General features: G+C 73.7%; 20 protein-coding genes. 13 read left to right on the top strand and 7 right to left on the bottom strand.

The features are described 5' to 3' along the window. Positions 1-5: 5 nt before the first annotated feature. Together EDC02_RS15840 and EDC02_RS15835 are read left to right on the top strand one after the other, a co-directional pair. Positions 6-1,607, top strand: coding sequence for a DNA polymerase Y family protein (locus EDC02_RS15840; protein WP_123602623.1), 1,602 nt, complete (start codon positions 6-8; stop codon positions 1,605-1,607). Further along, positions 1,600-4,935 (top strand): error-prone DNA polymerase, encoded by a 3,336-nt coding sequence (locus EDC02_RS15835; protein ID WP_123602622.1) that lies wholly within the window; start codon positions 1,600-1,602, stop codon positions 4,933-4,935. Before EDC02_RS15840 ends, EDC02_RS15835 begins: the two co-directional genes overlap by 8 nt. 21 nt (positions 4,936-4,956) lie before the next feature. Here EDC02_RS15835 and EDC02_RS40255 read toward each other — a convergent pair whose 3' ends face one another. Together EDC02_RS40255 and EDC02_RS15825 are read right to left on the bottom strand one after the other, a co-directional pair. Continuing rightward, entirely contained in the window at positions 4,957-5,943 is a 987-nt protein-coding gene (locus tag EDC02_RS40255; protein WP_158632202.1) for a hypothetical protein, read from the bottom strand. Beyond that, positions 5,940-6,272, bottom strand: a complete 333-nt coding sequence (locus tag EDC02_RS15825; protein WP_123602621.1) for a PadR family transcriptional regulator — start codon at positions 6,270-6,272, stop codon at positions 5,940-5,942. Before EDC02_RS15825 ends, EDC02_RS40255 begins: the two co-directional genes overlap by 4 nt. 144 nt (positions 6,273-6,416) lie before the next feature. On the opposite strand from EDC02_RS15825, the gene EDC02_RS15820 reads away from it, so the two are divergent. The 3 genes from EDC02_RS15820 to EDC02_RS15810 all read left to right on the top strand — a co-directional run bounded on the left by EDC02_RS15820 (position 6,417) and on the right by EDC02_RS15810 (position 9,019). Next, the gene (locus EDC02_RS15820) at positions 6,417-7,163 is read left to right on the top strand and encodes a methyltransferase domain-containing protein (protein ID WP_123602620.1); all 747 of its coding nucleotides are present in this window, start codon (positions 6,417-6,419) and stop codon (positions 7,161-7,163) included. Further along, complete coding sequence (locus tag EDC02_RS15815) at positions 7,160-8,350, top strand: alkaline phosphatase family protein (RefSeq protein ID WP_123602619.1); 1,191 nt, start codon at positions 7,160-7,162, stop codon at positions 8,348-8,350. The genes EDC02_RS15820 and EDC02_RS15815 overlap by 4 nt, the downstream gene beginning before the upstream one ends. Before the next feature lie 282 nt (positions 8,351-8,632). Then, on the top strand, positions 8,633-9,019 hold the full coding sequence (locus tag EDC02_RS15810; RefSeq protein ID WP_123602618.1) for a DUF3040 domain-containing protein: 387 nt from the start codon (positions 8,633-8,635) through the stop codon (positions 9,017-9,019). A gap of 279 nt (positions 9,020-9,298) precedes the next feature. Here the strand turns inward: EDC02_RS15810 and EDC02_RS15805 are convergent, their stop codons facing one another. From EDC02_RS15805 to EDC02_RS15795, 3 genes are read right to left on the bottom strand one after another with little or no spacing between them, the layout of a single operon-like run. Continuing rightward, the gene (locus EDC02_RS15805; protein WP_123602617.1) at positions 9,299-11,806 is read right to left on the bottom strand and encodes a DUF3488 and transglutaminase-like domain-containing protein; all 2,508 of its coding nucleotides are present in this window, start codon (positions 11,804-11,806) and stop codon (positions 9,299-9,301) included. Then, positions 11,803-13,101 carry a DUF58 domain-containing protein gene (locus tag EDC02_RS15800; protein WP_123602616.1) on the bottom strand — a complete coding sequence of 433 codons (1,299 nt, stop codon included), beginning with the start codon at positions 13,099-13,101 and terminating at the stop codon, positions 11,803-11,805. Before EDC02_RS15800 ends, EDC02_RS15805 begins: the two co-directional genes overlap by 4 nt. 3 nt (positions 13,102-13,104) lie before the next feature. After that, a complete protein-coding gene (locus tag EDC02_RS15795) occupies positions 13,105-14,178 on the bottom strand; it encodes a MoxR family ATPase (protein WP_123602615.1) in 1,074 nt (357 codons plus the stop codon). Positions 14,179-14,629: 451 nt separating this feature from the next. Between EDC02_RS15795 and EDC02_RS15790 the strand changes: the two genes are divergently transcribed. From EDC02_RS15790 to leuS, 8 genes are all read left to right on the top strand, one after another. Continuing rightward, the gene (locus EDC02_RS15790) at positions 14,630-15,295 is read left to right on the top strand and encodes a universal stress protein (protein WP_123602614.1); all 666 of its coding nucleotides are present in this window, start codon (positions 14,630-14,632) and stop codon (positions 15,293-15,295) included. Positions 15,296-15,370: 75 nt separating this feature from the next. After that, positions 15,371-18,190, top strand: coding sequence for a hydrogen gas-evolving membrane-bound hydrogenase subunit E (mbhE, locus tag EDC02_RS15785; protein ID WP_370461545.1), 2,820 nt, complete (start codon positions 15,371-15,373; stop codon positions 18,188-18,190). After that, the gene (locus EDC02_RS15780; protein ID WP_123602612.1) at positions 18,187-18,660 is read left to right on the top strand and encodes a sodium:proton antiporter; all 474 of its coding nucleotides are present in this window, start codon (positions 18,187-18,189) and stop codon (positions 18,658-18,660) included. The genes mbhE and EDC02_RS15780 overlap by 4 nt, the downstream gene beginning before the upstream one ends. Beyond that, a complete protein-coding gene (locus tag EDC02_RS15775) occupies positions 18,657-20,195 on the top strand; it encodes a monovalent cation/H+ antiporter subunit D family protein (RefSeq protein ID WP_123602611.1) in 1,539 nt (512 codons plus the stop codon). Before EDC02_RS15780 ends, EDC02_RS15775 begins: the two co-directional genes overlap by 4 nt. 92 nt (positions 20,196-20,287) lie before the next feature. Further along, a complete protein-coding gene (locus tag EDC02_RS15770; RefSeq protein ID WP_123604837.1) occupies positions 20,288-20,719 on the top strand; it encodes a Na+/H+ antiporter subunit E in 432 nt (143 codons plus the stop codon). 38 nt (positions 20,720-20,757) lie between these two features. After that, positions 20,758-20,973, top strand: a complete 216-nt coding sequence (locus EDC02_RS15765) for a monovalent cation/H+ antiporter complex subunit F (RefSeq protein ID WP_370461544.1) — start codon at positions 20,758-20,760, stop codon at positions 20,971-20,973. Next, positions 20,970-21,380, top strand: a complete 411-nt coding sequence (gene mnhG, locus EDC02_RS15760; protein ID WP_233605956.1) for a monovalent cation/H(+) antiporter subunit G — start codon at positions 20,970-20,972, stop codon at positions 21,378-21,380. The genes EDC02_RS15765 and mnhG overlap by 4 nt, the downstream gene beginning before the upstream one ends. A gap of 235 nt (positions 21,381-21,615) precedes the next feature. Beyond that, positions 21,616-24,456 (top strand): leucine--tRNA ligase, encoded by a 2,841-nt coding sequence (gene leuS, locus EDC02_RS15755; protein WP_123602609.1) that lies wholly within the window; start codon positions 21,616-21,618, stop codon positions 24,454-24,456. Here leuS and EDC02_RS15750 read toward each other — a convergent pair. Both EDC02_RS15750 and EDC02_RS15745 read right to left on the bottom strand, forming a co-directional pair. Further along, positions 24,440-25,183 (bottom strand): TVP38/TMEM64 family protein, encoded by a 744-nt coding sequence (locus EDC02_RS15750; RefSeq protein WP_233605955.1) that lies wholly within the window; start codon positions 25,181-25,183, stop codon positions 24,440-24,442. The genes leuS and EDC02_RS15750 overlap by 17 nt on opposite strands. Then, a complete protein-coding gene (locus EDC02_RS15745) occupies positions 25,180-25,878 on the bottom strand; it encodes a type 1 glutamine amidotransferase (protein WP_370461543.1) in 699 nt (232 codons plus the stop codon). The genes EDC02_RS15750 and EDC02_RS15745 overlap by 4 nt, the downstream gene beginning before the upstream one ends. Positions 25,879-25,880: the final 2 nt, after the last annotated feature.

Below are 25,880 nucleotides of genomic sequence, written 5' to 3'. Positions count from 1 at the left end.
CCCGGATGAACGCGGTCACCCCGGCCGGCCGGCCCGGCCTGCCCACCCGGGCGCTGGTCGTCTGGTGCCCCGACTGGCCGGTGACGGCCGCCGAGATCATCGACGGCGTGCCGGCCACCGGGCCGGTGGCCGTTCTGCACACCAACCGGGTGGTCGCCTGCACCGCAGCGGCCCGCGCCGACGGCGTACACCCCGGGTTGCGCCGACGGGAGGCGCAGAGCCGCTGCCCCGGGCTCACCGTGCTCGACCACGACCCGGCCCGCGACGCCCGGGCGTTCGAGCCGGTCGTCGCCGCGATCGAACAGATCGTCGCCGGGGTTGAGGTGCACCGCCCCGGGGCGTGCGCCGTCGCCGCCCGAGGTCCGGCCCGCTACTTCGGCGGCGAGGAGGCCGCCGCCGAGCAGATCGTCGAACACGTCGCGCAGGTCTGCGAAGTCGAAAGCCAGGTGGGTGTCGCCGACGGGTTCTTCGCCGCCGGGCTGGCCGCCCGTACCGGCCGGATCGTCCCGCCCGGCGACAGCCGTACGTTCCTGGCCGGGCTGCCGCTGCGGGTGCTCGGCCGGCCCGACCTGGCCGGCCTGCTGCGCCGGCTCGGCCTGCGTACCCTCGGGGATTTCGCCGCGCTGCCGGCGCGTGACGTGCTCGCCCGGTTCGGCCCCGACGCGGCGCTGGCCCACCGGCTGGCCGCCGGGCGCGACGAACAGCCGTTCACCCCCCGACAGCCGCCGCCCGAACTGTCCGTCACCGCCGACTACGACGAACCGCTCGACCGGGTCGACGCGGCCGCGTTCGCCGCCCGCGCCCTGGCCGAGCAGCTGCACGACCAGCTCAGCGGGTACGGACTGGCCTGCACCCGGGTCGGCATCGAAGCGGTCACCGCGCACGGCCAGGAACTGCACCGCACCTGGCGACACGACGGCATGCTCACCGCAGCGGCGATCACCGACCGGCTGCGCTGGCAGCTCGACGGCTGGCTCACCGGCGCCGCCGCCCGCCGGCCGGGTGCCGGTGACGCCGCGTCACCGCCGGCACCCACCGCCGGGATTGTCCGGCTGCGGCTCGTCCCGGACGGGGTGCTCGCCCGGGCCGCCCTGCAACCCGGGCTGTGGGGGGAGATCGGCGCGGAGGACGCCCGGGCCCGCCGGGCGTTGACCCGGGTGCAGGGGCTGCTCGGGCCGGACGCGGTGGTCACCGCCGTGCTCGGTGGCGGCCGGTCCCCGGTCGACCAGGTCCGACTGGTGCCGTGGGGCGACGAACGGGCACCGGCCCGGCCCGGTCAGCCGCCGTGGCCCGGCCGGCTGCCGCCGCCGGCACCGGCGGTCGTGCTGCCCGCCCCGCTGCCGGCCGAGGTGTACGACGCGGCAGGCGAACCGGTCACCGTCAGCGCCCGGCTGGTGGTCAGCGCCGCACCGGCCCGGCTCGCCGTCGGTACGGGCCCTGCGGTCGACGTCACCGGCTGGACCGGCCCGTGGCCGCTCGACGAACGCTGGTGGGCACCGGCCGAGGCGCGCCGCCGGGCCCGGTTCCAGGTCGCGCTCGCCGACGGCAGCGCCCTGCTGATCGCCCGCACCGACGGGCGCTGGGTGGTGGAGGCCGTCTATGACTGACGACCCGATGGTGGTCGACCCGCTCGCGGTGGACGGTGACGGCGGCGACGCCCCGGGCTGGACCCGCAAACGGGCACCGTACACACCGCCGCCGGGGCTGGCCGCGCCGTCGGCCGCGCCGCTGGTCACCGCCGGGGGCGGGCCGGTCACGCCGTACGCCGAACTGCACTGCCACAGCAACTTCAGTTTCCTCGACGGGGCCAGCCACCCGGAGGAACTGGTCGAGGAGGCGGTCCGACTGGGGTTGACCGCGCTGGCCGTCACCGACCACGACGGCTGCTACGGGGTGGTCCGCTTCGCCGAGGCGGCCGCCGCGTACGGGCTGCCGACCGTGTTCGGCGCCGAACTGTCCCTCAGCGCCGTGGACGCCGCAGACCGGCGGGCGGCCCCGCGCACCGGGGAGCCGGATCCGGCCGGGCGGCACCTGCTGGCGTTGGCCCGTGGCCCGGCCGGGTACGCCCGGCTGGCCCGCGTCATCTCCCGGGCGCAGCTGCGCGGCGGGGAGAAGGGCCGGCCCGACTACGGCACCCTGGAGCAGGTCGCCGCCGAGCTGCGCGACCACGTACTGGTGCTGACCGGCTGCCGCAAGGGCACCGTGCCGGCGGCGCTGCGTACCGGCGGGGTGGCCGCCGCCGACGCGGAGCTGGACCGGCTGGTGGCGCTGTTCGGCGCGGACGGCGTCGCGGTCGAGCTGACCGACCACGGGCATCCGGACGACGGCGACCGCAACGACGCCCTCGCCGCGCTGGCCCGCGCCCGCAGGCTGCCGACGGTGGCCAGCGGCAACGTGCACTACGCCACGCCGGCCCGGCACCGGATGGCCGCCGTGCTGGCCGCGATCCGGGCCCGGCGCGGCCTGGACGACATCGACGGCTGGCTGCCCGCCGCCGGCGCCGCCCACCTGCGCTCCGGTGCCGAGATGGCGGCCCGGTTCGCCGACTACCCGGGTGCGGTGGCCCGGGCCGCCGCGTACGGCGCCGAGCTCGCCTTCGACCTGCAGCTGGTCGCCCCCCGGCTGCCCGACCATCCGGTGCCGGCCGGGCACACCGAGATGAGCTGGCTGCGGGAGCTGACCTGGCGGGGCGCGCTGGACCGGTACGGCCCGCGCGAGGCCCACCCGGAGGCGTACCGGCAGCTCGACCACGAGCTCGACATGATCGAGCGGCTGGACTTCCCCGGCTACTTCCTGGTCGTGCACGACATCGTGGCGTTCTGCCGCGAGCAGGACATCTACTGCCAGGGGCGGGGGTCGGCGGCCAACTCGGCGGTCTGCTACGCGCTGCGGATCACCAACGTCGACGCGGTCCGCCACCAGCTGCTGTTCGAACGGTTCCTCGCTCCGGAACGCGACGGCCCGCCGGACATCGACGTCGACATCGAGTCCGGCCGCCGCGAGGAGGTCATCCAGTACGTGTACCGCCGCTACGGCCGGGAACACACCGCCCAGGTGGCCAACGTGATCTCGTACCGGCCCCGGTCGGCGGTGCGCGACGTGGCCCGCGCGTTCGGCTTCTCACCCGGCCAGCTGGACGCCTGGAGCAAGCAGATCGACCACTACGGCGCGGTGGCGGCGGCCGGCGAGGACATCCCGGCGCAGGTGGTGGCGTACGCCGACGAGCTGCAGACCTTCCCTCGGCACCTGGGCATCCACCCCGGCGGGATGGTGATCTGCGACCGGCCGGTGATCGAGGTCTGCCCGGTGGAGTGGGCCCGGATGCCGGGGCGCACCGTGCTGCAGTGGGACAAGGACGACTGCGCCAGCGTCGGGCTGGTCAAGTTCGACCTGCTCGGGCTGGGCATGCTGACCGCGTTGCACGACGCGCACGACCTGATCGGCTCCGAACTGGACCTGAGTGCCATGTCGTTGGACGACCCCGAGGTGTACGCGATGCTGTGCCGGGCCGACTCGGTCGGGGTGTTCCAGGTGGAGAGCCGCGCGCAGATGGCCACCCTGCCCCGGCTGAAACCGACCTGCTTCTACGACCTGGTCGTCGAGGTGGCGTTGATCCGGCCCGGCCCGATCCAGGGCGGCTCGGTGCACCCGTACATCCGCCGGCGCAACGGGCAGGACCCGGTGACCTACCCGCATCCGCTGATGCGCAACGCGTTGGAGAAGACCCTCGGCGTACCGCTGTTCCAGGAGCAGCTGATGCAGTTGGCGATCGACCTGGCCGGCTTCGACGCCGCCGGTGCCGACCAGTTGCGCCGGGCGATGGGGTCGAAACGGTCGGCGTCTCGGATGGCCGCGATCCGCGACCGGCTGTACGCCGGGATGGCCGGCCGGGGCATCACCGGTGAGCTGGCCGACGACCTCTACCTGAAGTTGAGCGCGTTCGCCAGCTTCGGCTTCCCGGAGAGCCACGCGATGAGCTTCGCCTACCTGGTGTACGCCAGTGCCTGGCTCAAGCGTTACCACCCGGCGCCGTTCCTGGCCGCGCTGCTCAACGCCCAGCCGATGGGGTTCTACTCGCCGCAGACCCTGGTCGACGACGCCCGCCGGCACGGGGTACGGGTGCACCGCCCGGACGTCAACGCCAGCGGCGCGGCGGCCACCCTGGTCGTCGACGCCCGTACCCGCTGGGGCGGCGCGCCGGGGGAGCCGCCGCACCGGTGGGGGGTCGGCGGCCCGCAGGTGCGGCTCGGCCTGTCGGCGGTCCGTGGCATCGGTGACGACCTGGCCGAACGGATCGAGGCCGAGCGGGCCGCGCACGGGCCGTACCGGGACATGTCGGACCTGGCCCGCCGGATCGGGCTGACCGCCGCCCAGCTGGAGGCCCTGGCCACCGCCGACGCGTTCGCCTGTTTCGGGCTGACCCGTCGGCAGGCGCTGTGGGGGGCCGGGGCCGCCGCCCAGGAACGTGCCGACCGGCTGCCCGGGGTGGCCGTCGGGGTCGCCGCGCCGACCCTGCCCGGTCTGGACGAGGTCGACGCGCTGATGGCCGACGTGTGGGCCACCGGGCTGTCGCCGGAGAACCATCCGGTGCGGTTCGTCCGGGAGCGGCTGGCCGCCGCCGGGGCGGTGCCGATCGCCGACCTGGGCCGGATCGACGCCGGCACCCGGGTCCGGGTCGGCGGTATCGTCACCCACCGGCAGCGCCCGGCGACCGCCGGTGGGGTGACGTTCGTCAACCTGGAGGACGAGACCGGGATGCTCAATGTGACCTGCTCACCCGGGCTGTGGCAGCGCTACCGGACGGTGGCCCGGTCCAGCGCCGCCCTGCTGGTGCGGGGTCGGCTGGAGAAGGCCGAAGGGGTGATCAACCTGGTCGCCGACCGGCTGGACGCGGTCATCACCCCGGTCAGTCCGGCGTCCCGGGACTTCCGCTGAATACACAGCCGATGCCGCAGATCAGCTCGGCGACGGGCCGGGTACCGACGGGCCGGGGGCCGGGGTGGTGGCGGGGCTCGGAGTCAGCGCGGGCAGCTGGAACGGGTTCCGCTCGGGACAGAGCGGGTAGATGTACTCCACGTTCGGGTCGTGTAGCCGTGTGAGGACTTGCCCGAGTCGCAACGGCTGCCGGTCGGTGTCGTCGCACCAGCCGGGAAAACCGATGAGGATCGGCTCGCCGTTCTCGTCGAACAGCCGAGCGCCTTCCACCAACTGTCCCTGACTGTCGTAGACGTAGACGTCCAGTGGTGACAGTGGAGATGTTGCAGACGGTAACGGGGGACTGAGGTACGCCGCACCACCGTTCGACTCCATCACGACGAGTGGACCTTCTGCTGCCGGCGCGAAGAGTACGAACGCGGCTGAACACAGCACCACCAGGGCACTGGCCACCATAGTCACCCGCTGGGGCCACCGGGACAGCTGCGGTCCACGGCGGCCGAGCCAGACGGAGCCGATCGTCAAGACGGTGAGCACCAGCACCCCGGCCGCGACGCTGCCGCCGGGGGCGGGCAGTGGCCCGACCAGCTCGCCGGAGGCGAGGTACGCGAACAGCGCCGTCGCCAGATAGCCGCGCAGCACCCACCAGGCGGGGCGCAGCGACCGCAGGAACTCGCTGGCGGTGCCGTAGCCGAGGACCGGCCCGACCCGGCGGTCGACCCGGCCCAGCCGGTCGCGGGTGGCCTGCCAGGCGGCAGCTGCCCGGTGGCCGACCCCCGGCGGCGACGCCGGGGCGTCCAGTGCGGCGCTGGCGCGCAGTTCGGCGGCGTACTCTGTCGGGTCGCCGAGCCGGTCGACCAGCGTGCCGTCGCCTTCGGCGAGCACCTCGGCGAGGTGCTCGGGCAGGTCTTCCAGCAGTTCGTCGCGGACCGGGCCGGGCAGGTCGGCCAGCGCGGACCGGACCTGCTCGACGTAGTGCGTGATCTCAGCCTGCGTCGCGGCGTTCACGCCGCCACCCCCCGATCGTCAAGTAGGTTGTCCATCGTCGTGGCGAAGCTGCGCCAGGTCTTGCCGGAGCGGGTCAACTGGTCACGCCCGGCACCGTTGAGCGAGTAGTACTTGCGGTGCGGGCCCTCCTCGGACGGGACCACGTAGGTGGTGAGCAGGCCGGCCTGGAACAGTCGGCGCAGCGTGCCGTACACCGAGGCGTCGCCGACCTCGGTCAGCCCGGCGGTGCGGAGCCGCCGCAGGATGTCGTAGCCGTAGCCGTCCTCGTGCTGCAGCACCGCGAGGACGGCGAGGTCGAGCACCCCTTTGAGAAGCTGGGTGGTATCCACGCTTCGCAGACTACTTCGCAATGCGATATACCGTCAATCACGGAGTACCACCCGACGACCGGCGCGCCCGGATCTGGCCGCACCGGACCAGGCCGGGTCGCACCGGGCCGAGTGGGACCGGACCGGGCCGATAGGCTCGCGCGGGTGGAACTGACACACATTCCGGCCGGCCAGGCAGCCGGCCCGCGAACCGCCGTGGTCTGGTCCGTACTGCGCCACGAACTGGACCGGCAGCCCGACCGCAGCCTCACCGTCGTCGACGTCGGCGGCGGCACCGGTGGCTTCGCGGTGCCGTTGGCCGAGGCCGGACACCAGGTGACCGTGGTCGACGCCAGCCCCGACGCGCTGGCCGCGCTCACCCGCCGGGCCGCCGACGCCGGGGTCGGCGACCGGATCACCGCCGCCCAGGGCGACGGGGACGCGCTCGGCGAGCTGATCGCGCCGGCCAGCGCCGACCTGGTGCTCTGCCACGCGGTGCTGGAGGTGGTCGACGAGCCGGCCCGGGTGGTGGAGTCGCTGGCCACGGTGCTGCGCCCGGGCGGGGCGGCCAGCGTACTGGTGGCCGGCCGCGCCGCGGCGGTGCTGGCCCGCGCGGTCAACGGGCATCTCGACCTCGCCGCCGCGCTGCTCGCCGACCCGCAGGGCACCGCCGGCGCGCGGGACACGTTGCGCCGCCGCTACGACGCCGACCGCGCCGTCGACCTGCTCACCGCCGCCGGGCTGCGGGTCGAGCAGACCCACGGGGTACGGGTCCTGTCCGACCTGCTGCCGGCGGCCGTCGCCGAGGGCGACCCGCAGGCCCTGCTCGCCCTGGAGCTCGCCGTCGCCGCCCAGCCGCCGTACCGGGACCTCGCCACCCAGCTGCACCTGTTCGCCCGGCGTCCGCTGTGACAGCGGCGGACCAGCCGGCTGCGGAGCTGCTGCGCCCGGTGCGTCCGGAGTACGGCGTCGCCAGCCTCGCTGACGTGCTGCCCAGCGTCCTGGCGGTGCTCGGGGTGCCCGGCGCGAGTGACGTGCTCGGCCTCGCCGGGCCGCTCACCGGGGTGCGGCGCGTCGTCGTGCTGCTGGTCGACGGGCTCGGCTGGCACCAGTTGCCGGCGGCCGGTGAGTGCGCCCCGACGCTGGCCGCGCTCTCCGCCGGCCGGTACGCCCGTCGGCTCACCACCGGTTTCCCGTCCACCACGCCGACGAGTCTGGTCAGCTTCGGCACCGGTGCCGCACCCGGGGCGCACGGCGTGCTTGGCTTCCGCAGCCTGGTGCCCGGCACCGACCGGGTGCTCAACCACGTCGACTGGCGTGACGACCCGGATCCGCGACGGTGGCAGCCGGTGCCGACCCAGCTGGAGCGGGCGGCGGCCGCCGGGGTGACGGTCACCGTGGTCAGCCGACCCGAGTTCGCCGGCAGCGGGCTGACGGTCGCCGCCAACCGGGGCGGCGGGTACCGGGGTGCGGCCGACGTCGACGCTCTCGCCGCCGGGCTGCTCGACGCGGTCACCGCCGACGACGCTCCGGTGCTGGTCTCCGGCTACCACCCCGACCTGGACCGGCACGGCCATCTGTCCGGGGTCGGTTCCCTGCCCTGGCGGGCCGCCGCCGCCGACCTGGACCGGCTGCTGGACCGGGTGCTGGCCGGTCTGCCCCGGGACGCGGCGCTGCTGGTGACCGCCGACCACGGCCAGTTGAACGTTCCGGCCGGCCCGGGACACCGGTTCGACCTGGACACCGATCCCCGGCTGCTAGCCGGCGTACGGGTGGTCGCCGGGGAGCCTCGCGCTCGCTACCTGCACCCGGTGCCGGGTGCGGTGGGCGACGTGCTTGCCGGATGGCGGGCCGTCCTCGGTCCGGCGGCCCGGGTGGCCGAGCGGGACGAGCTGATCGCCGAAGGCTGGTTCGGCCCGGTGCCACCAGATCATCTGGGCCGGATCGGTGACGTCGTGGTGATCTGTCAGCAACGGTTCGTCGTGGTGGCTACCGGGACCGACCCGGTCGGCTCCGCGCTGGTCGGCTTCCATGGTGGAGTGACCGAGGTCGAGATGGCCGTTCCGCTGCTGATCGCCACCGGCGCGGACCCCGAGTGATTTGCCCAGTTGGGTGGGCTATAGGAGTGAAACTCGTGGTGCGGCGGGCGAGAAAGATCGAGTTCCTGGTGTGACGAGGGCCGGGTAGCGGTGCGCTGTCCGGTTGGGCGGCTACTCTGTTACCAGGTGATGACGTCCGCCGGACGGAAAATCAACCTAGGCGGTCCGTCGTCCGGCTTTCCGACCCGCGACCCCCCTCGTAGACTTGCGGGTAAGCAGCCGGTTGGCTGCCACGGTCTGTCGGTCCGACCGGGCTGACCAACGTGACCGGGGAGGAGTGCCGTGCCGCTCTCGGAGCACGAGCAGCGGCTGTTCGAGCAGATCGAGCGGTCGCTTGCCGAGGACCCCAAATTCGCCTCGGCCGTGCGCGCCAGCGACCCGCGTTTCCACGCGCGGCGTCGCCTGCTCGTCGCTGCCGGTGTGATCATCATTGGCCTTGCCCTGGTCGTTTACGGCACAGTGAGCAAAGTGCCGCTGCTCGGTGTGGCCGGCTTCGTGGTCATGCTCGGGGCAGCGGCGTTCGCCATGCAGTCCCAGCGCAAGTCGAACTCGCCCGATCTGCGGGTGGTCGGCGGGACCACGCGTCGGAAGACCCGCAGCGGGCGACGGTCATCGCTGATCGACCGGCTGGACGAGCGCTGGCGCCAGCGGCCGGAGGGCCACCGCTGACCTAGCCGGCGGGCATCAGCCGCCCGGTCTGGCATGACCGGGCGGTCGCGTCGTGCCCACCTGCCGGCCCGCCACGCCGGACAGCGGCGGCCGGCCGCGGATCTCGTCGACCGACCGTGCTGCTTGACTGACCGCGCTGCGATCGTGCGTCCCGGCACGTGGGCGATTATGCCCGCTGTGTCGGCCCGAGGTGGCGGTTTCGCGGAAACCCCGGTCGGTGTGACTCGACAGACCGGTCGGTGCCTCGACAGACCGGTCTGTCCGCAGAACCGGGACGGGTCAGCGACCCGCCCGGTTGGCCAACAGCCGGCGCGGGCTCAACCGCGCCGCCGCGTCGCGCCACCGGCCGACGACCGAGAACACCCGGCTGTACGCCTCGACGACCGCGTCCCGCCAGCGCAGCAGCACCGACAGCGGCAGCAGCCGGGCCGCCAACCGGGTACGCCGACCCACCCCGGCCGCCAACGCCGCCCGTACCCGCCCCAACGCCTCGACCAGCGGCTCGCCCGGCACCGGCTGACGGGCGTACCGGGCCCGCTCCTCCGCCTGGCTGAGCAGCTGGACCGCGTCGGCCGCCGCACCGTGGACCGACTCCAGAGCGGCCAGCCGCCCCGCCGTCGCCCGCGGCGTCTCCGACCGGTCGACCGGCATCCGCAGGTCGACCAGGGTGTCGACCAGTTCGCTCCAGACGGCGTGCGCATGCTGCCGGGCGGCCCCGGCGTCGGCACCGGTGACCGTCATCAGCGGGGCGGCACCGGCAGTGGCCCCGCTCGCGGCGGGGGAGCCGGCACCCGACGCGTCCGTCGGGTCGGTGCCCGCCGGGGTCAGCGGAGCCACCACACGGGCCAGCCGCCGACGGCGTACCGTCGCGCGCCGGGCCGCCGGCAGGGCCGCCAGCACGAGCACCGCGATCACACCAGCGAGGGTCCACCACGGCCAACGGGGCCCGGCGGTGGAGTCGGCGGCGGATCCGGCACCCAGCGCACCCGGGTCGAGCTGGTCCGGCCCGGTCTGCGGCAGCGGCCCCGCCGACGGCGCGGCGGACGGAGCCGCGCTCGGCCCGGCGCTCGGCCCGGCATCCGGCGGGGCGTCCACGTCCGGTGCCCACTCGGAGCGCACCGAGCCGGGGATGCTCGCCGCCGGGGTCGGGTCGAACGGCACCCAGCCGAGCCCGTCGAAGTAGACCTCGGTCCACGCGTGCAGGTTCAGGTTGGTCAGTGTGTACGTGTTCTCCTGCCGCCGGGAGCCGTTGGTGAAACCGAACGCCACCCGGGCCGGCACGTCCGCCGCGCGGACCAGCCACGCCATCGCGGCGGCGTACTGCTGGCAGAAACCGACCCTGTTGTCGAGGAAGTTGACGATGTCCTGGCTGGCCGTGCCGCCCTCGGTGGCCAGGCTGTAGGTGAAACCGTTGTCCCGGGAGAAGTGCTCGTAGATGGCCAGCACCCGGTCGTAGTCGCTGCGCGCGCCAGCGGTCAGCTCCCCGACCAGCTGGGTCACCTGCGGCACCTGCGGCACCGCGGTGAACGCCTGCCGGAGGTCGTCGTCGGCCGGCAGCGGCTGGGACCGGCGCAGCGCCCCCGGGGTGTAGCTGGTGCGGACGTACTCGAATCCGTAGGTCATGTTGCGGGCCCGGGACCGGCCGGAGAAGACGATCTGCGCGGTGCGGTCGTACGCCCAGTTGCCGTCCACGTCGCGCATCTGCACCGGCACCGCGTAGGTCGGCAGCAACGCCATGTTGAAGTTCCCGGTGACCTCGACGGTCGCCTGGTACGCGTCGTGGCTGACCCCGGTGTTGCGGATGTCCGGGTCGGTCCGCGGGTCGGGCAGCGACCGGGCCGAGTCCGGCCGCCCCCGTGGCGGACGACTGGCGAAACCGTCCTCGCGCAGTTCGTCGGCGATGCCGATCCGCAGGTACGCCGGGCTCGGGTCGTTGGTCGTCACCCGGATCATCTCGGTGACCTCGCTCTGGTTGAGCTGGCCGCTCAACGCCGCGAACAGGTTCACCTGACCGGGCCCGTTGCCCAGCCCGGTGCCGCCGGTCCCGCCGCCGCTGAGGTTGGTCAGCAGCCCGGACGTCATGCCGGGGATGGTCAGCGGGATCAGCACCGCGATGACCACCCCGAGCACGGCGAGCCGGCGACCGGCGGCGGCCAGCGGCGACGGCTCCCACACGTCGACGTCCCGGCCGTCGCCGGTGAACCGGCGGCCGAACCGGCGGACCCGGTCGACGTTGTCGGCCATCAGCAGCCACAGGTAGCCGACCGCGCCGACCACGAACGGCGCCGCCGGGACGCTGTCGACGTAGATCGCCACCGGCACCGAGTAGATCGCCAGCATCGGCAGGCCGGCCAGCGCCGGCCGGCGCAGGGTCACCGTGAGCACGTCGACGACGACCGCGACCGAACCGATCCCCAGCGCGGTGATGAACAGCAGCGCGTCGCCGTCGGGCACCGGTACGCCGTACGTGTGCACGTCCTGCGCCGACTGGGCCAGCAGCGCACCGAAGTGGCCGATCGTCGCCGGCGACGGCAGTACCGCGAGGAACTCGTCGCCGCTGGGGAACAGCCAGGTCAGGGCGAGGAGCAGCGCGCCGATCATGGCCACCGGGTGCAGCCATCCGGGAGCCCGCAACGACCGGACCAGCATCCCGGCGCCACCGATCATGGTCACGGTGATGGCGCACTGCACCAGCCAGGTCCAGTCCTGGAAGATGGTGGCCATCGGCGCGGCCGCCATCAGGGTGGCTGCCGCCGCGACCAGACCGAGGTGTCTGCGGGTGGTCAATTCACTCCTCCGGCTATCGTCTCGGCCAGCGCGGCCCGCCAGGCGAAGCCCTGGGAACCCCGGGCGAGCTGCGGCCACAGCGACGGCAACTGGTCACCGTGGTTCACTCCGATCACCCGCCAGCCGCTCTGCAGCAGCGACAACGCGGCGGCACCGTGCGCCCGGTCGGCCTCGGCCCGCTCGTCCGGGCTCAGATTCATCCAGGTCGAGCTGTCGATCAGCAGGCCGACGCAGGTCGACCGGTTGCCCCGTAGCCCGGCCAGCAGCTCCGCCTCGGTCGGGGTGAGCGCCCCGAACAACGCCACCACCAGTGAACTGTCCGAGCGGCGGCGTACCTGATCGACCAGGGTGGCGATGTCGCTGCGCTGGCTGGCGGTGACGTCGGCCAGCCGGTCGAGCAGCAGTCCGTCCCCGTCGGCCTCGGTGGCGTCGGCGTCGATGCCGGTGTCGGTGACCAGCCGCAGCCGGTAGCCGTTCGACCGGAAGTGCACGGCGATGCTCGCCGCCGCCGCCACCGCCCACTCGAAGCTCGCCGTCGGGCCCTCGCCACGGTGCGCGTACGCCCGGGTGTCGAGCACCACGGTCGCCCGGGTCTCCCACGGCTGCTCTTCCCTGCGCACCATCAGCTCACCGGTGCGGGCGGTCGACTTCCAGTGCACCCGGCGCAGGTCGTCACCGCGGCGGTACTCGCGGGTGGCGGAGTCGTCGTCGCCGTGCACCGCCACCGACCGGGCCCGGCTGTCCCCGGATCCGGCGTACTCGCCGGCGAGTCGGACCGACGGCAGCGCGGTGACCTGCGGGATGACCGTGAGCCGGTCGACGCTGGGGAAGGCCCGGGTCAGCTCGCACAGGCCGAACGGGTCGGTGAGCCGGACCACCAGCGGGCCGACCTCGTAGCGGCCACGGACCTCGGCCCGCACCGTGTACGCCACCGAACTGGCCTGCTGGGCACCGAGCCGCTCCAGCACCACCCGGGGCCGGCTGCCCAGCGCGTACGGCAGCCGGTCCTCCAGCAGCAGGGTGCCGGTGGGTAGCCGGGACAGGTTCTGCAGCCGCAGCACCACCCGGGCGTTGGAGCCGACCGGGACGCGGTGCGGCTCCAGCGAGCGGGTGCAGGCCAGCTTGTACCGGCTGCGGCCCACGTACAGGGCGGCCAGCAGCGGCAGGACGGCCAGCAGGATGGCGACCCGCAGCAGGTCCTTCTCGCCGAGGACCAGCGCCGAGACGACCGCCGCCGCGCCGGCGGCCAGGAACGACCGGCCGCGGGTGGTGAGGCCGCGCAGCGCCGCCCGCATCGGTCAACGCCCTCGCGGCTCGAAGGGGACCGCCGCCACCGCGCCGTCGGCCGGGCCGAACTGGCGGCCGTCGTACGCCGCAGCGGCCGGCCGTTGCCGTTCGTGGGGCAACGGCATCCGGTGCACCAGCTCGGCGATGATCGCGTCGGTGGTCCGCCGGGCCAGCTGGGCCTCGGCGGTCGGGATCAGCCGGTGGGCCAGCACCGGAACGGCGAGCGCCTGCAGATCGTCCGGGAGCACGTAGTCGCGGCCCTCCAGTGCGGCGACCGCGCGGGCGGTGCGCAGCAGCTGCAGGGTCGACCGGGGCGAGGCACCGAGCCGCAGCTCCGGGGACTCGCGGGTCGCGGTCACCAGGTCCACCGCGTACTGCTTGACCGGGTCGGCGACGTGCACCTCCCGGACGGTGGCGATCAACCGCCGTACCCCGGCCGCGTCGGAGACCGGCTGCAGCTGGTGCACCGGGTCCGCCGCGCCGTGCCCGTCGAGCATCGCCAGCTCGGCGCTCGGATCGGGGTAGCCCATCGCGATCCGGGCGGTGAACCGGTCCCGCTGCGCCTCCGGCAGCGGGTAGGTGCCTTCCATCTCGATCGGGTTCTGGGTGGCGATCACCATGAACGGCGTCCGCAGCTCGTAGGTGGTGCCGTCGACGGTGACCTGCCGCTCCTCCATGCATTCGAGCAGCGCGGCCTGGGTCTTCGGCGACGCCCGGTTGATCTCGTCGCCGACCACCAGGTTGGCGAAGACCGCGCCCGGCTTGAACTCGAAGTCGTGGTTGTCCTGGTTGTAGACGCTGACCCCGGTCACATCGCTGGGCAGCAGGTCCGGGGTGAACTGGATCCGGCGCACGGAGCAGTCGATCGACCTGGCCAACGTCTTGGCGAGTTTGGTCTTGCCGACCCCGGGAACGTCCTCGATCAGCAGGTGCCCCTCCGCGAGCAGGACGGCGAGTGCCAGCCGAACCGTGGCGGTTTTGCCCTCTATGACCTGCTCTATGTTGGCCACGATGGCGTCGGACACGGCGCGGAACTCGTCATGGGGCATCGGAGCACCCAGATCGTCCCAGCTGTCTTGGGTCACGATCCTCCTCCTCGTCGTACGGCGTCACGCGGGTCGGTCGGTCCGGCCGCCCGCCGTCGGTCAGGTGGGGGACCGTCGTCTCCCGCCGCAGGGACCCCACATGCCTCTCAGGCTATCCATCTTTCGCATGTCCGCCATCCACGGGATGGCGTGGTCTGCTCACCCGCCCATGCTCACCGTGGGCAACCCGGTCGTAGACGGACGGTCCGGGCACCGCGCGGGAGCGGGCAGGGCGGCACCCGCTCCCCACCGGGGGTACGGGCCGGTGACCGGCCCGGTTCAAGTGCCCGGCCGGACCGATTGTCACCGCCCCCGGCCGACACCACCCGGCGGGGTGAACCGTCGGGTGAGCTGGTACGCCGGGCGTTTCCCGGGTAGTCGGCGACACCAGCGGTGACCAGGTCAGATCGTCGGGCCGGGTCGACCGGTACGTCGAACCGGAGGGAGCTGGATGTCCACAGCCGGCTACATCGTGACCGTCGTCGCCGTCTGGGTGCTCTCCGGGATCGTGGCGGTCGCGGTGTTCATCGCCCGGCGGGGCCACCGCGCCTGGTACTGGTATCCGTTGGGCGCCGTGCTCGGCCTGCTCTTCATCCCGATCGCGATGGAACGCGGATCGCGACCCACCGGGCGGTTGGAGACCACACCGGTACCGGCGGCCGGCACCGGGCCGAGCGCACCCGGTGCCGGGCCCCGGGTACTGGTCGGGCTGGACGGCTCCGCCGACTCCGAGCACGCCCTGCGTACGGCGCACCGGGTGCTGGCCGGTCGGGTCGGCGAGCTGATCCTGACCACCGTGGTCGACGTCGCCGCGGTCGAGCGGGGCGAACGCACCGCCGAGGAGACCGACCAGCTGGACCGGGCGCGGGAACTGCTCACCGACCGGGCCGCCCGACTGCGCCACGCCGCCGGACCGCCGCTGCCGAGCAGCATCGAGATCGTCACCGGCCGACCCGCCCGAGCCCTGCTGGACGTCGCGCAGGCCCGCGACGTGGACATGATCGTGGTCGGGCGGCGGGGCCGTGGACTGTCCAACCGGCTGCTCGGCAGCGTCGCCGACCAGGTGGTCCGGGACGCCACCCGGCCGGTGCTGCTGGCCGCCAGCGAGGACGGTTGAGGTGCGCCCGGCGACCGTCGGCCGGTGCCGGGCCGGTCCGTACGCCTGGATCACCGCCGCACCGAGGGGTGCCCGTTGACGATGGTCGCGGTGCTGGCCCTGCTGACCGGGCTCGCCGCCGCCGTACCACTGCTCACCCGCTCGCTCGGCCGCGACACCGGCTACCCACTCGCGGTCGGCTACCTGATCGGTTGCGGGCTGCTCGCCTCCCGGCTGCCGGTGGTGCTGGACGACGGCGCGGTCGCGGTCTCGGTGCGCTGGCTGCCGTCGCTGGACATCGCGTTCGCGCTGCGGCTCGACGGCCTGGCGATGGTCTTCGGGCTGCTGGTGCTCGGGGTCGGCGCGCTGATCATGATGTACTGCCCGCGCTACCTCGCCCCGCACCGCCGGTGCACCGCGCTCTACACGCTGCTGACCCTGTTCACCGTGGCGATGCTCGGCCTGGTCTTCGCCGCCGACACGGTGCTGCTGTTCCTGTTCTGGGAGCTGACCACGGTCTGCTCGTTCTTCCTGATCGGTCAGGCCAGTCCGGCGGCGGCCCGCCCCGCCACCCGGGCGTTGCTGGTCACCGCCGGTGGCGGCCTGGCGCTGCTGGCAGCCGTCGTGGTGATGACGGTCCAGCTGGGCACCAGCGACCTGACCACCATCCTGGCCTACCCCGACCGGCTGCTCGGCTCGCCGGTCGCCTGGGTGGTCGGCGGGCTGCTGATCGTCGCGGCGTTCACCAAGTCCGCGCAGTTCCCGTTTCACTTCTGGCTGCCCAGCGCGATGGTGGCGATCACCCCGGTCAGCGCCTACCTGCACGCCGCGACGATGGTCAAGGCCGGGATCTACCTGCTGATCCGGTTCTCGCCGATCTACGCCGACCAGGCTGCCTGGACCGTCGTGCTGGTCCTCGGGGGACTCGGTACCGCGCTGGCGGGTGCGTTCCTCGCGCTGCGCCAGCACGACCTGAAAGCCATGCTGGCGTACTCGACGGTCAGCCAGCTCGGGCTGCTGGTCGGGGTGATCGGGGTCGGCACCCCGGCGGCGCTGGCCGCCGTAGTGCTGCACACCGTCGCGCACGCGCTGTTCAAGGCCACCCTGTTCATGCTCGTCGGCATCATCGACCGGGAAGCCGGCAGCCGGGACATCCGACAGCTCTCCGGCCTGCGCCACGTGATGCCGGTGACCGCCACCCTGACCGGGCTGGCCGCGATGTCGATGGCCGGCCTGCCGCCGCTGCTCGGCTTCGTCAGCAAGGAGGCGATCTTCGACGCGCTGATCAAGACCGGGGTCGATCCGTGGCTCAGCCCGTCGGCCGAGGTACTGGCCGTGTCGGCGTCCGCCCTCACCTTCGCGTACGGCGCCCGGATCGTCTACGAGACCTTCGCCGGACCGCCGCAGCAGCCGGAGCTGTACGAACCGGCGTGGATGTTTCTCGCCCCGGCGGCGATCGCCGCGCTGCTGAGCCTGCTGCTCGGCCCGGCGGCGTCGCTGCTCGGCCCGTTGATCGACCAGGCGACCGAGGACGCGTCCCCCGGGGGCGATCCGCCGTACGTGGCGTTCTGGCACGGCTTCACCCCGGCGCTGGCGCTGTCGATGCTCACTGTACTGGCGGGTACGGCCCTGTTCATCGCCCGCGGCCGGGTCGACCGGCTGGTGCAGTCGGTCCGGCTGCCGCCGGCCGGGGCGGTCACCTTCGACCGTTGCTACGGCGCGCTGCTGAGACTGGGTGAGATCGTCGGCCGGCCGACCCGCTACGACTCGCCGGCCGCCCATCTGTTCCGGCCAGTGCTGCTGCTGGTGCTGATCGGGGCAGCCGGCAGCGCCGCGCTGGGGTCGATGCCGCCCTGGCCGGCGGCGAGCGCGGCGGCCGGCGACTGGCCGCTGCTGGTGCTGCTGGCGGTGGCCCTGGCCGGGATCGTGCTGGCCAGGTCGGCACTCGCGGCGGTCGGGCTGCTGAGCCTGGTCGGTCTGCTGGTGGCCACCTGGTTCCTGCTCGCCGGCGCGCCGGACGTGGCGCTGACCCTGATGCTCGTCGAGGTACTGACCGCGGTCGTCGCGATGCTCGTCCTGCGCCGGCTGCCGGCCCGGCTGCCGGGTGCCGGGCGCCAGCCGGTCAGCTTCTTCGCCGCCGCCCTCGCGGTCGCCGCCGGTGCCGTCGCGGTGGCCGCGACGGTCGGGCTCACCGGTCGTCGCGACCTGTCCGCCCCGGGGGCCTACTTCCTGCGGACCGCGGAACCGGCGACCGGCGGCGGCAACGTGGTCAACGTGATCCTGGTCGAGTTCCGGGCGTTCGACACCCTCGGTGAGGCGACCGTCCTCGTCGCCGTGGCGCTCGGGCTGGTCGGGCTGTTCCGGACCACCGGGCGCGAGGTCGCCACTACCGGGCCGGGCGTCGGCACCGGCGGGCGCGGCCGCACCGGCGGTCCGGCCGCACCGGACCCGGTGCTCCGGTTCGCGCACCGACTGCTCACCCCGGTGATGCTGGTGGTCTCGGCGTGGCTGTTCCTGCGCGGCCACGACGAGCCCGGCGGCGGCTTCGTCGCCGCGCTGGTGGCCGGGATCGCGGCCGGGCTCGGCCAACTGGCGTACGCCGGACGCCCACCGACGGCGGCCGGCCGGCTGCGGCCCAGGCCGCTACTCGCCGCAGGGCTGCTGACCTGTCTCGGGGTCGGCCTGTCCGCGCTGCTGGCCGGTGAGCCGTTCCTGACGCCGTCGCCCGGACTGAAACTGTCGGTGCTCGGCTTCTCGGTGTCGCCGGTGACCTTCTTCGACCTCGGTGTCTATCTGATGGTGCTGGGCCTGATCACCGCGGCGGTACGGCGGCTCGGCGCGGCGGAGCCGCCGGGCGTGGCGGTCCCGCCGGGCGTGGCGGGCCCCTCTGACGCGGCGAGGGTGCGGGCACCATGACCGTCGCGTTGGTGATCGGCCTGCTCACCGCGGCCGGCGTCTATCTGATCCTGCACCGCGGCCTGATCCGGGTCGTCATCGGCTTCGTCCTGCTCGGCCACGCCGTCAACATCCTGCTGCTCGCCTCGGGCGGGCTGTGGCGCCGGCAGCCGCCGTTCGGCGACGTCGACCCGGCGGCGACGGCCGATCCGCTGCCCCAGGCCTTCGCGCTCACCGCCATCGTGATCACTTTCGGCATCACGATCTTCCTGCTCGCGCTCGCGGTGGTCGACCGGCCGCGACCGGGCCGACCCGACCTGGAGCTGGGCGAGGCCGGTCCGGACGGTACGGCGGCTCCGGACAGCGCGGCGGGCCCCAAGCCGGGACCTGGCCCGGAGCCGGTGCTGACCGAGCCACGGTCGATGTCCGAGCAGGTCGCCGAACACGGTCGGACGGCGGCCGGCGGCGACACCGGGGAGCTGCCCCGATGAACGCGCCGCTGCCGCTGGTCTGCCCGATCGTGCTGCCACTGGTCGTGGCCGGGGTGCTGGTGGCCGTACCGCGTCGGTTGACGCTGCACCGGATCGGCTGGTTGGGCACCGGCGTGGCAGTGCTGGCCCAGGGCGGCACACTGCTGGCCGCGACCCGCAGTGGCGAGGTGCTGACCGAGCGGATCGGTGGCTGGCCGGCCGGCTTCGCGATCACCCTGGCGGCGGACACCTTCAGCGCGCTGATGGTTACGGTCGTGGCGCTGGTCGTGCTGCTGTGCGGGGTCTTCGCCATCGGTTCCGGTGACGACCGACGGCCGTACCTGGTCCCGCTGGCGCTGATGACGAGCGCCGGTGCGTTCGGGGCGTTCCTGACCGCCGACCTGTTCAACCTGTTCGTGCTGATCGAGGTCATGCTGGTGCCGTCGTACGTGCTGCTGACCGCCGGTGCCGGCCGGGAGCGGACGGTGGCCGGGCGGATCTACGTGACCGTCAACCTGCTCGCCTCCACGATCCTGCTGGCCGGGGTGGGGCTGGTCTACGCCGTCGCCGGCACCGTCGATCTCGGGGAGCTGGCCGGGTCGGCCGGCAGCGACGGCGCGCTGGCCCTGGCCGGCACCGTGGTGCTGCTCGCCCTGGCGGTGAAGGCCGCGGTGGTACCGCTGCACGGCTGGCTGCCCCGCAGCTATCCGTACGCGCCACCGGTGGTCACCGCGCTGTTCTCCGGCATCCTCACCAAGGTCGGCGGGTACGCGATCGTCCGGATCGTGGCGGTGGTCTACGACGGCGCGGTCGACTACCGGTGGGTGATCGGGCTGGCCGCCGCCGTGACCATGGTGATCGGCGTCCTCGGGGCGCTCGGCGAGACCACCATGCGTTCAGTGCTCGCATTCCACATGGTCAGCCAGATCGGCTACCTGCTGATCGGGCTGGCGGTGTTCAGCCCGGCCGCGCTCACTGCGGCGATCTTCTTTCTGGTGCAGTACATCCTGGTCAAGGCGGCGTTGTTCCTCTGCGCCGGGGCGGTGGTGGTCGGCTACGGCACCGATCGGCTGGACCGGCTCGGCGGGCTGGCCACGGTGCACCGGCTGCTCGCCGCGGCTTTCATCGGCGCAGGGCTGTCGCTGGCTGGGATGCCGCCGTTCTCCGGGTTCCTGGCCAAGTTCCTGCTGCTGCGGGCCGCGGTCGCCGACGGCAACTATCTGATCTTCGCGGTCGCGGTGCTGGTCAGCCTCGGGACACTCATCTCGATGATCAAGATCTGGGATCTGGCGTTCTGGGGCGACCCCGCGCCCGCACCGGCGGACCATGGTGGCCGCCCGTCGGCTTCCGCGGACCCGGCCGGTCACCCGCCCGCCCGTACCGCCGCCGACGTACCGCCGCGGATCGCCAGCTGGCTGACCGGGCCGGCGGTGCTGCTCGCGGCCCTCACCCTGCTGCTGGGGCCGGCCGCGCAGCCCCTGCTCGGCCTGGCGGCGACCGCAGCCGACGGATTGATCGACCCGAGTGCCTATGTGGAGGCGGTGACCAGACGTTGACCAGACGAACGCGACGGACGGATGAGACCCGTACCGGCCGGGGAGCTGACGGTGGCCGGGCCGGCGGGCCGCGCCGGCGGCCGGTCCGGGCGCTGCTGCGCTGGCCGGTCCGGACGCTGCGCCGGGCCGGCCGGGTGCTGAGCTTCGTCGGCTACTTCACCGGTCGCCTGGTGGTGGCGAACGTCGTCGTCGCCCGGGAGATCGTCACGCCGGGCAGCGGGCTGTCGCCAGGGATCGTCGAGTTCCCGCTGCGGACCCGGACCAGCACCGAGATGGTGCTGATGGCGCTGGCCGTCGGGCTGACTCCGGGCACACTCACCGTGGCGGTCCGGCCGCAGCCGCCGACCCTGTTCGTGCACGGCATGCACGCCGAGGACCCGGAGCGGTTCCGCGCCGAACTCGCCCGGCTGCAGGACCACCTGCTGCCCGCCGCGCGCCCGGTAGACCCGGTCGACCAGCCTGACCGGGTCGACCAGCCTGACCGGGCCGACCGGCCCGACCAGTCGGAGGGAGCGCGCCGGTGACCGGACTCGACCTCGTTCTCGCCGTCCTGGCCCTGGCGATGGCGGCGGCGATCATCCGCCTGGTGATCGGCCCGACCGACGCCGACCGTGCCGCCGCCGTCGACTTCGGCTTCTTCGTCTTCATCGCCGGGGTGGCGGTCCTCGCCGCCCGGCTGCGGATCGCCGAACTACTCGACATCGTGCTGACCGCGACCCTGGTCGGTTTCCTCGCCACGGTCGCGCTCGCCCGCCTGGTGCATCGGAGGAGCCGGTGACCGGCTGGGACGTGCTCGCCGGGACGCTGCTCGGCGCGGGCACCCTGCTGATCGGGATCACCGGGCTCGGCATGCTACGGCTGCCCGACGTCTACAACCGGATGAACGCGGTGGCGAAGGCGGCCAGCCTGGGCCTGGTGCTCATCCTGCTCGGCGTGCTGACCCTGTTGCCCAGCCCACGGACCGCGGCGGTGGTGACCCTGGCCGTACTGCTGCAGGTGGTCACCGCGCCGGTCGGCGGGTACGCGCTGGCGAGGGCGGCCTACCTGTCCGGTGCGCCGATGAGCCCGCAGAGCAGGTTCGACGCCCTCGCCGAGCGGGGCGGCCCACCGCCGGAGGTGCCGGCTGCCGACCGGTCAGGGCCCGGCCCGGCGCAGCGGGGATCGGGGGAGGCCGGCCGGGCGTAGCCGTCGCCGGAGCCGGCGGTGAGGGCGGTCCACCTGGTTCGCCGACCCGGAGTACACTGACGCCATGGCCGGCGCCTTCCTGCTCCTTCTCCGGCCGTGCTGACCCACCAGGCCGCCTGACCGGCGCAGCGGCCGTCCGGCGGCGGCAGCACGGCGACCCCTCCTGTGGAGGGGTTTTTTCATGCCCACGACCGACACTCACAGCCCACAACCGACCCTGAGGTGGCGACCGACGATGAGCGAGGCAGTCGAGACCGCGGCGGACACCCCACCGTTCCGGTACACCGCCGCGATGGCCGGCGAGATCGAGCGACAGTGGCAGCAGCGGTGGGAACGTGACGGCACCTTCCACGCGCCCAACCCGGTCGGCCCACTGGCCGACCCGGCCCACCCGCGCGCCGACGCCGAGAAGCTCTTCCTGCTGGACATGTTCCCGTACCCGTCCGGCGCGGGCCTGCACGTCGGCCACCCGCTGGGCTTCATCGGCACCGACTGCTACGGCCGCTACCAGCGGATGGCCGGCCGCAATGTGCTGCACGCGATGGGCTTCGACGCCTTCGGCCTGCCCGCCGAGCAGTACGCGGTGCAGACCGGCCAGCACCCGCGGACCACCACCGAGGCCAACATCGAGCGGTACCGGGCCCAGCTGCGGATGCTGGGGCTGGCCCACGACGACCGGCGGTCGGTGGCCACCACCGACGTGGAGTTCTACCGCTGGACCCAGTGGATCTTCCTGCAGGTCTTCAACTCGTGGTACGACACCGAGGCCGGTAAGGCCCGGCCGGTCAGTGAACTGATCGCCGCGTACGAGTCGGGTCGGCGGGCCACCCCGGACGGGCGCGCCTGGTCCGAGCTGAGCGACCGGGAACGCCGCGAGCTGGTCGACGCGCACCGGCTGGCGTACGTCTCCGAGGCGCCGGTCAACTGGTGCCCCGGCCTGGGCACCGTGCTGGCCAACGAGGAGGTCACCGCCGACGGCCGGTCCGAGCGGGGCAACTTCCCGGTCTTCAAGCGCAGCCTGCGGCAGTGGATGATGCGGATCACCACCTACGCCGACCGGCTGCTGTCCGACCTGGACCTGCTGGACTGGCCCGAGCCGATCAAGCTGATGCAGCGCAACTGGATCGGCCGGTCCACCGGCGCGCACATCACCTTCCCGACCGGCGCCGCGCCGATCGAGGTCTTCACCACCCGACCGGACACCGTCTTCGGCGCCACCTACATGGTGCTGGCCCCGGAGCACGCCCTGGTCGACGACCTGGTGCCGACCGCCTGGCCGGCGGGCACCCGGCCGGCGTGGACCGGCGGGCACGCCACCCCGGCCGAGGCGGTCGAGGCGTACCGCAAGCAGGCCGCCGGGCGCACCGACGCCGAACGGCAGGCCGAGACCCGCGACAAGTCCGGCGTCTTCGTCGGCGCGTACGCCACCAACCCGGTCAACGGCGCCCGGCTGCCGATCTTCATCGCCGACTACGTGCTGGCCGGCTACGGCACCGGGGCGATCATGGCGGTGCCGGCGCAGGACGAGCGGGACTGGGACTTCGCCGAGGTGTTCGACCTGCCGATCGTGCGGACGGTGACGCCGCCGGAGGACTTCACCGGCAAGGCGTACACCGGTGACGGCCCGGCGATGAACAGCGACTTCCTGAACGGTCTGGGCGTGACCGAGGCCAAGGAGCGGATCATCGCCTGGCTGGAGGCGGGCGGCCACGGTCGGGGCGCGGTCACCTACCGGCTGCGGGACTGGCTGTTCAGCCGGCAGCGCTACTGGGGCGAGCCGTTCCCGATCGTCTACGACACCACCGGGCTGCCGATCCCGCTGCCGGAGGAGATGCTGCCGCTGGAGCTGCCCGAGATCGACGACTTCTCGCCGCGTACCTTCGACCCCGACGACGCCGCATCCGACCCGGAGACCCCGCTGTCGCGGGCCGCCGACTGGGTCGAGGTGGAGCTGGACCTGACCGGGGTGCCGGGTGCACCGGCCGGCCGGCAGCGCTACCGCCGGGAGACCAACACGATGCCGCAGTGGGCCGGCTCCTGCTGGTACGAGCTGCGCTACGCCGACCCGGCCAACAGCGACGCGTTCGTCGACCCGGCCAACGAGCGGTACTGGATGGGTCCGGCGTCGACGACCGACTGCGGCGGTGTCGACCTGTACGTCGGCGGCGTCGAGCACGCCGTGCTGCACCTGCTGTACGCCCGGTTCTGGCACAAGGTGCTGTTCGACCTGGGGCACGTGTCCAGCGTCGAGCCGTTCCGCCGGCTGTTCAACCAGGGCTACATCCAGGCGTACGCGTACACCGACGCGCGCGGCGCGTACGTCGACGCGGCGGCGGTGACCGAGCGCGACGGCGGCTGGTTCCACGGCGACGTCGCGGTCGACCGCGAGTACGGCAAGATGGGCAAGAGCCTGCGCAACGTGGTCACCCCGGACGAGATGTGCGAGGCGTACGGCGCCGACACGTTCCGGGTGTACGAGATGTCGATGGGCCCGCTGGAGGTGTCCCGCCCCTGGGAGACCCGGGCGGTGGTCGGTTCGTACCGGTTCCTGCAGCGGGTCTGGCGGGCCCTGGTCGACGAGCGCACCGGGGCGTCCCGGGTGACCGACGACCCGGCCGACGACGAGCTGCGCCGGCTGACGCACCGGGTGATCGACGGCGTCCGGTCGGACATGGACGGGCTGCGGTTCAACACCGCGATCGCCAAGCTGATCGAGCTGACCAACGCGTTGACCCGGCTGCCGGCCACCCCCCGTGAGGTGGCCGAACCGCTGGTGCTGATGCTGGCCCCGTTCGCCCCGCACGTCGCCGAGGAGCTGTGGCAGCGGCTCGGCCACACCGGTTCGCTGACCTACGTCGATTTCCCGGTGGCCGACCCGGCGCTGCTGCGGGCCGCGTCGGTGACCTACCCGGTGCAGGTGGCCGGCAAGGTCCGGGGCCGCGTCGAGGTGCCGGCCGAGGCCGCCGAGGACGAGGTACGGGCCGCCGCGCTGGCCGCCGTCGCCGAGCACCTGGCCGGCCGTACGCCGCGCAAGGTGATCGTGGTCCCGGGCCGGATGGTCAGCGTGGTGCCGTGACCCGTAGCGCCGCGCGGTCCGCCCGGACCGCGCGGCGCCAGCGCAGCAGCAGCACGACGGTGGCCGCCGCACCCAGCCCGGCGGGCGCGGCGGCCAGCCAGTTGACCTCGCCGGGGGCGACCACCGCCGCGCCGATCACCGCGTAGCCGACCGCCGTCGGCGCCGACGCCAGTACGCTGCCGATCAGGAACGGGGCCAGCCGTACGCCGGTGGTGCCGTAGCCGTAGCTGACCATGCCGAACCCGCTGATCGGCAGCAGCCGGACCATGATCACGCCCAGCACGCTCTGGGTGGCGAACCAGCGGTCCAGCCGGGCCAGCCGCAACCGGATCCGGTCGGTCCGCCCGGCCAGGCCGCCCGGCGGTGCCGCCATCGAGGTGCGGCTGACGACGTACTCCCGGCCTAGCCGGCGTCCGACGCCGAAGCCGATCAGCGCCGCCAGCGCGGCCGCGGCGAGGCTGTAGCCGGCACCCGCCACCGGGCCGAACAGCGCCCCCCAGGTCAGGGTCAGGAACGTACGGGGGACCAGCACGGTCAACAGCAGCGCGCCGCCGACAACGGCCAGCACCGGCCCGGCCGCTCCGAGTCGGTCGGGCAGCCCGGTCAGGGCCGCCCGGTCGGGCCGGGGGACCAGCAGCACCAGCAGGGCGCAGCCACCGATCAGCGCGAGCAGGGCCGCGAACCGGGCCACCGCCGGTTCGCGCAGCGCCCGGCCCAGCCGCCTCACGTGCGGATCGCGGCCATCCGTTCGGCCCGCAGCCGGTCGGCCCACAGGTCGTTGAGCGGTGGCAGGCTGGCTGCGCCGATCGCCCAGCGCAGCAGCAGATCCGCCAGCGCCGGGTTGCGGGCCAGCGCCGGGCCGTGCGCGTAGGTGCCGAGGATGTTGCCCCGCCAGGCGCCCTCGCTGGTCCCGTCGTTGCCGACCCCGGCGGTGACCCGGGCCAGCGGCGAGACGCCGTTGCCGAGGTGAGTGCGCCCGCCGTGGTTCTCGAAACCGCTCAGCGGCGGTACGCCGAGCCGCGGGTCGATGTCGCCGGCCAGTTCGCCGACCGCCCGGCTCGGTCCCCGGTCGGATTGCAGGTCCAGTAGTTCCAGGCCGGTGCACTGGGCGCCCTTGGCGAAGAACGAGGTGCCCAGCAACTGGTAGCCGGCGCAGACCGCGAAGATCACTGAGCCCTGGTCGACCGCGCGGTGCAGCCCGGTGTCGGCCCGTAGCCGCTGGGCGGCCAGCGCCTGCGGGCCGTCCTCGCCGCCGCCGATCAGGTAGATGTCGGCCGACTGCGGCACCGGCTGGTCGGAGCGGATCTCGGTGAGCTCCACCGGGATGCCGCGCTGCTGGGCCCGACGGGCCAGGATCAGCAGGTTGCCCCGGTCGCCGTAGGTGGACAGCAGGTCAGGGTAGATCCAGACCAGGCGGAGCACGC

Source organism: Micromonospora sp. Llam0, from assembly GCF_003751085.1.
Lineage (GTDB): Bacteria > Actinomycetota > Actinomycetes > Mycobacteriales > Micromonosporaceae > Micromonospora_E.
Note: the sequence above shows the minus strand (reverse complement) of the source record. Positions and strands in the feature narration are given on the sequence as shown.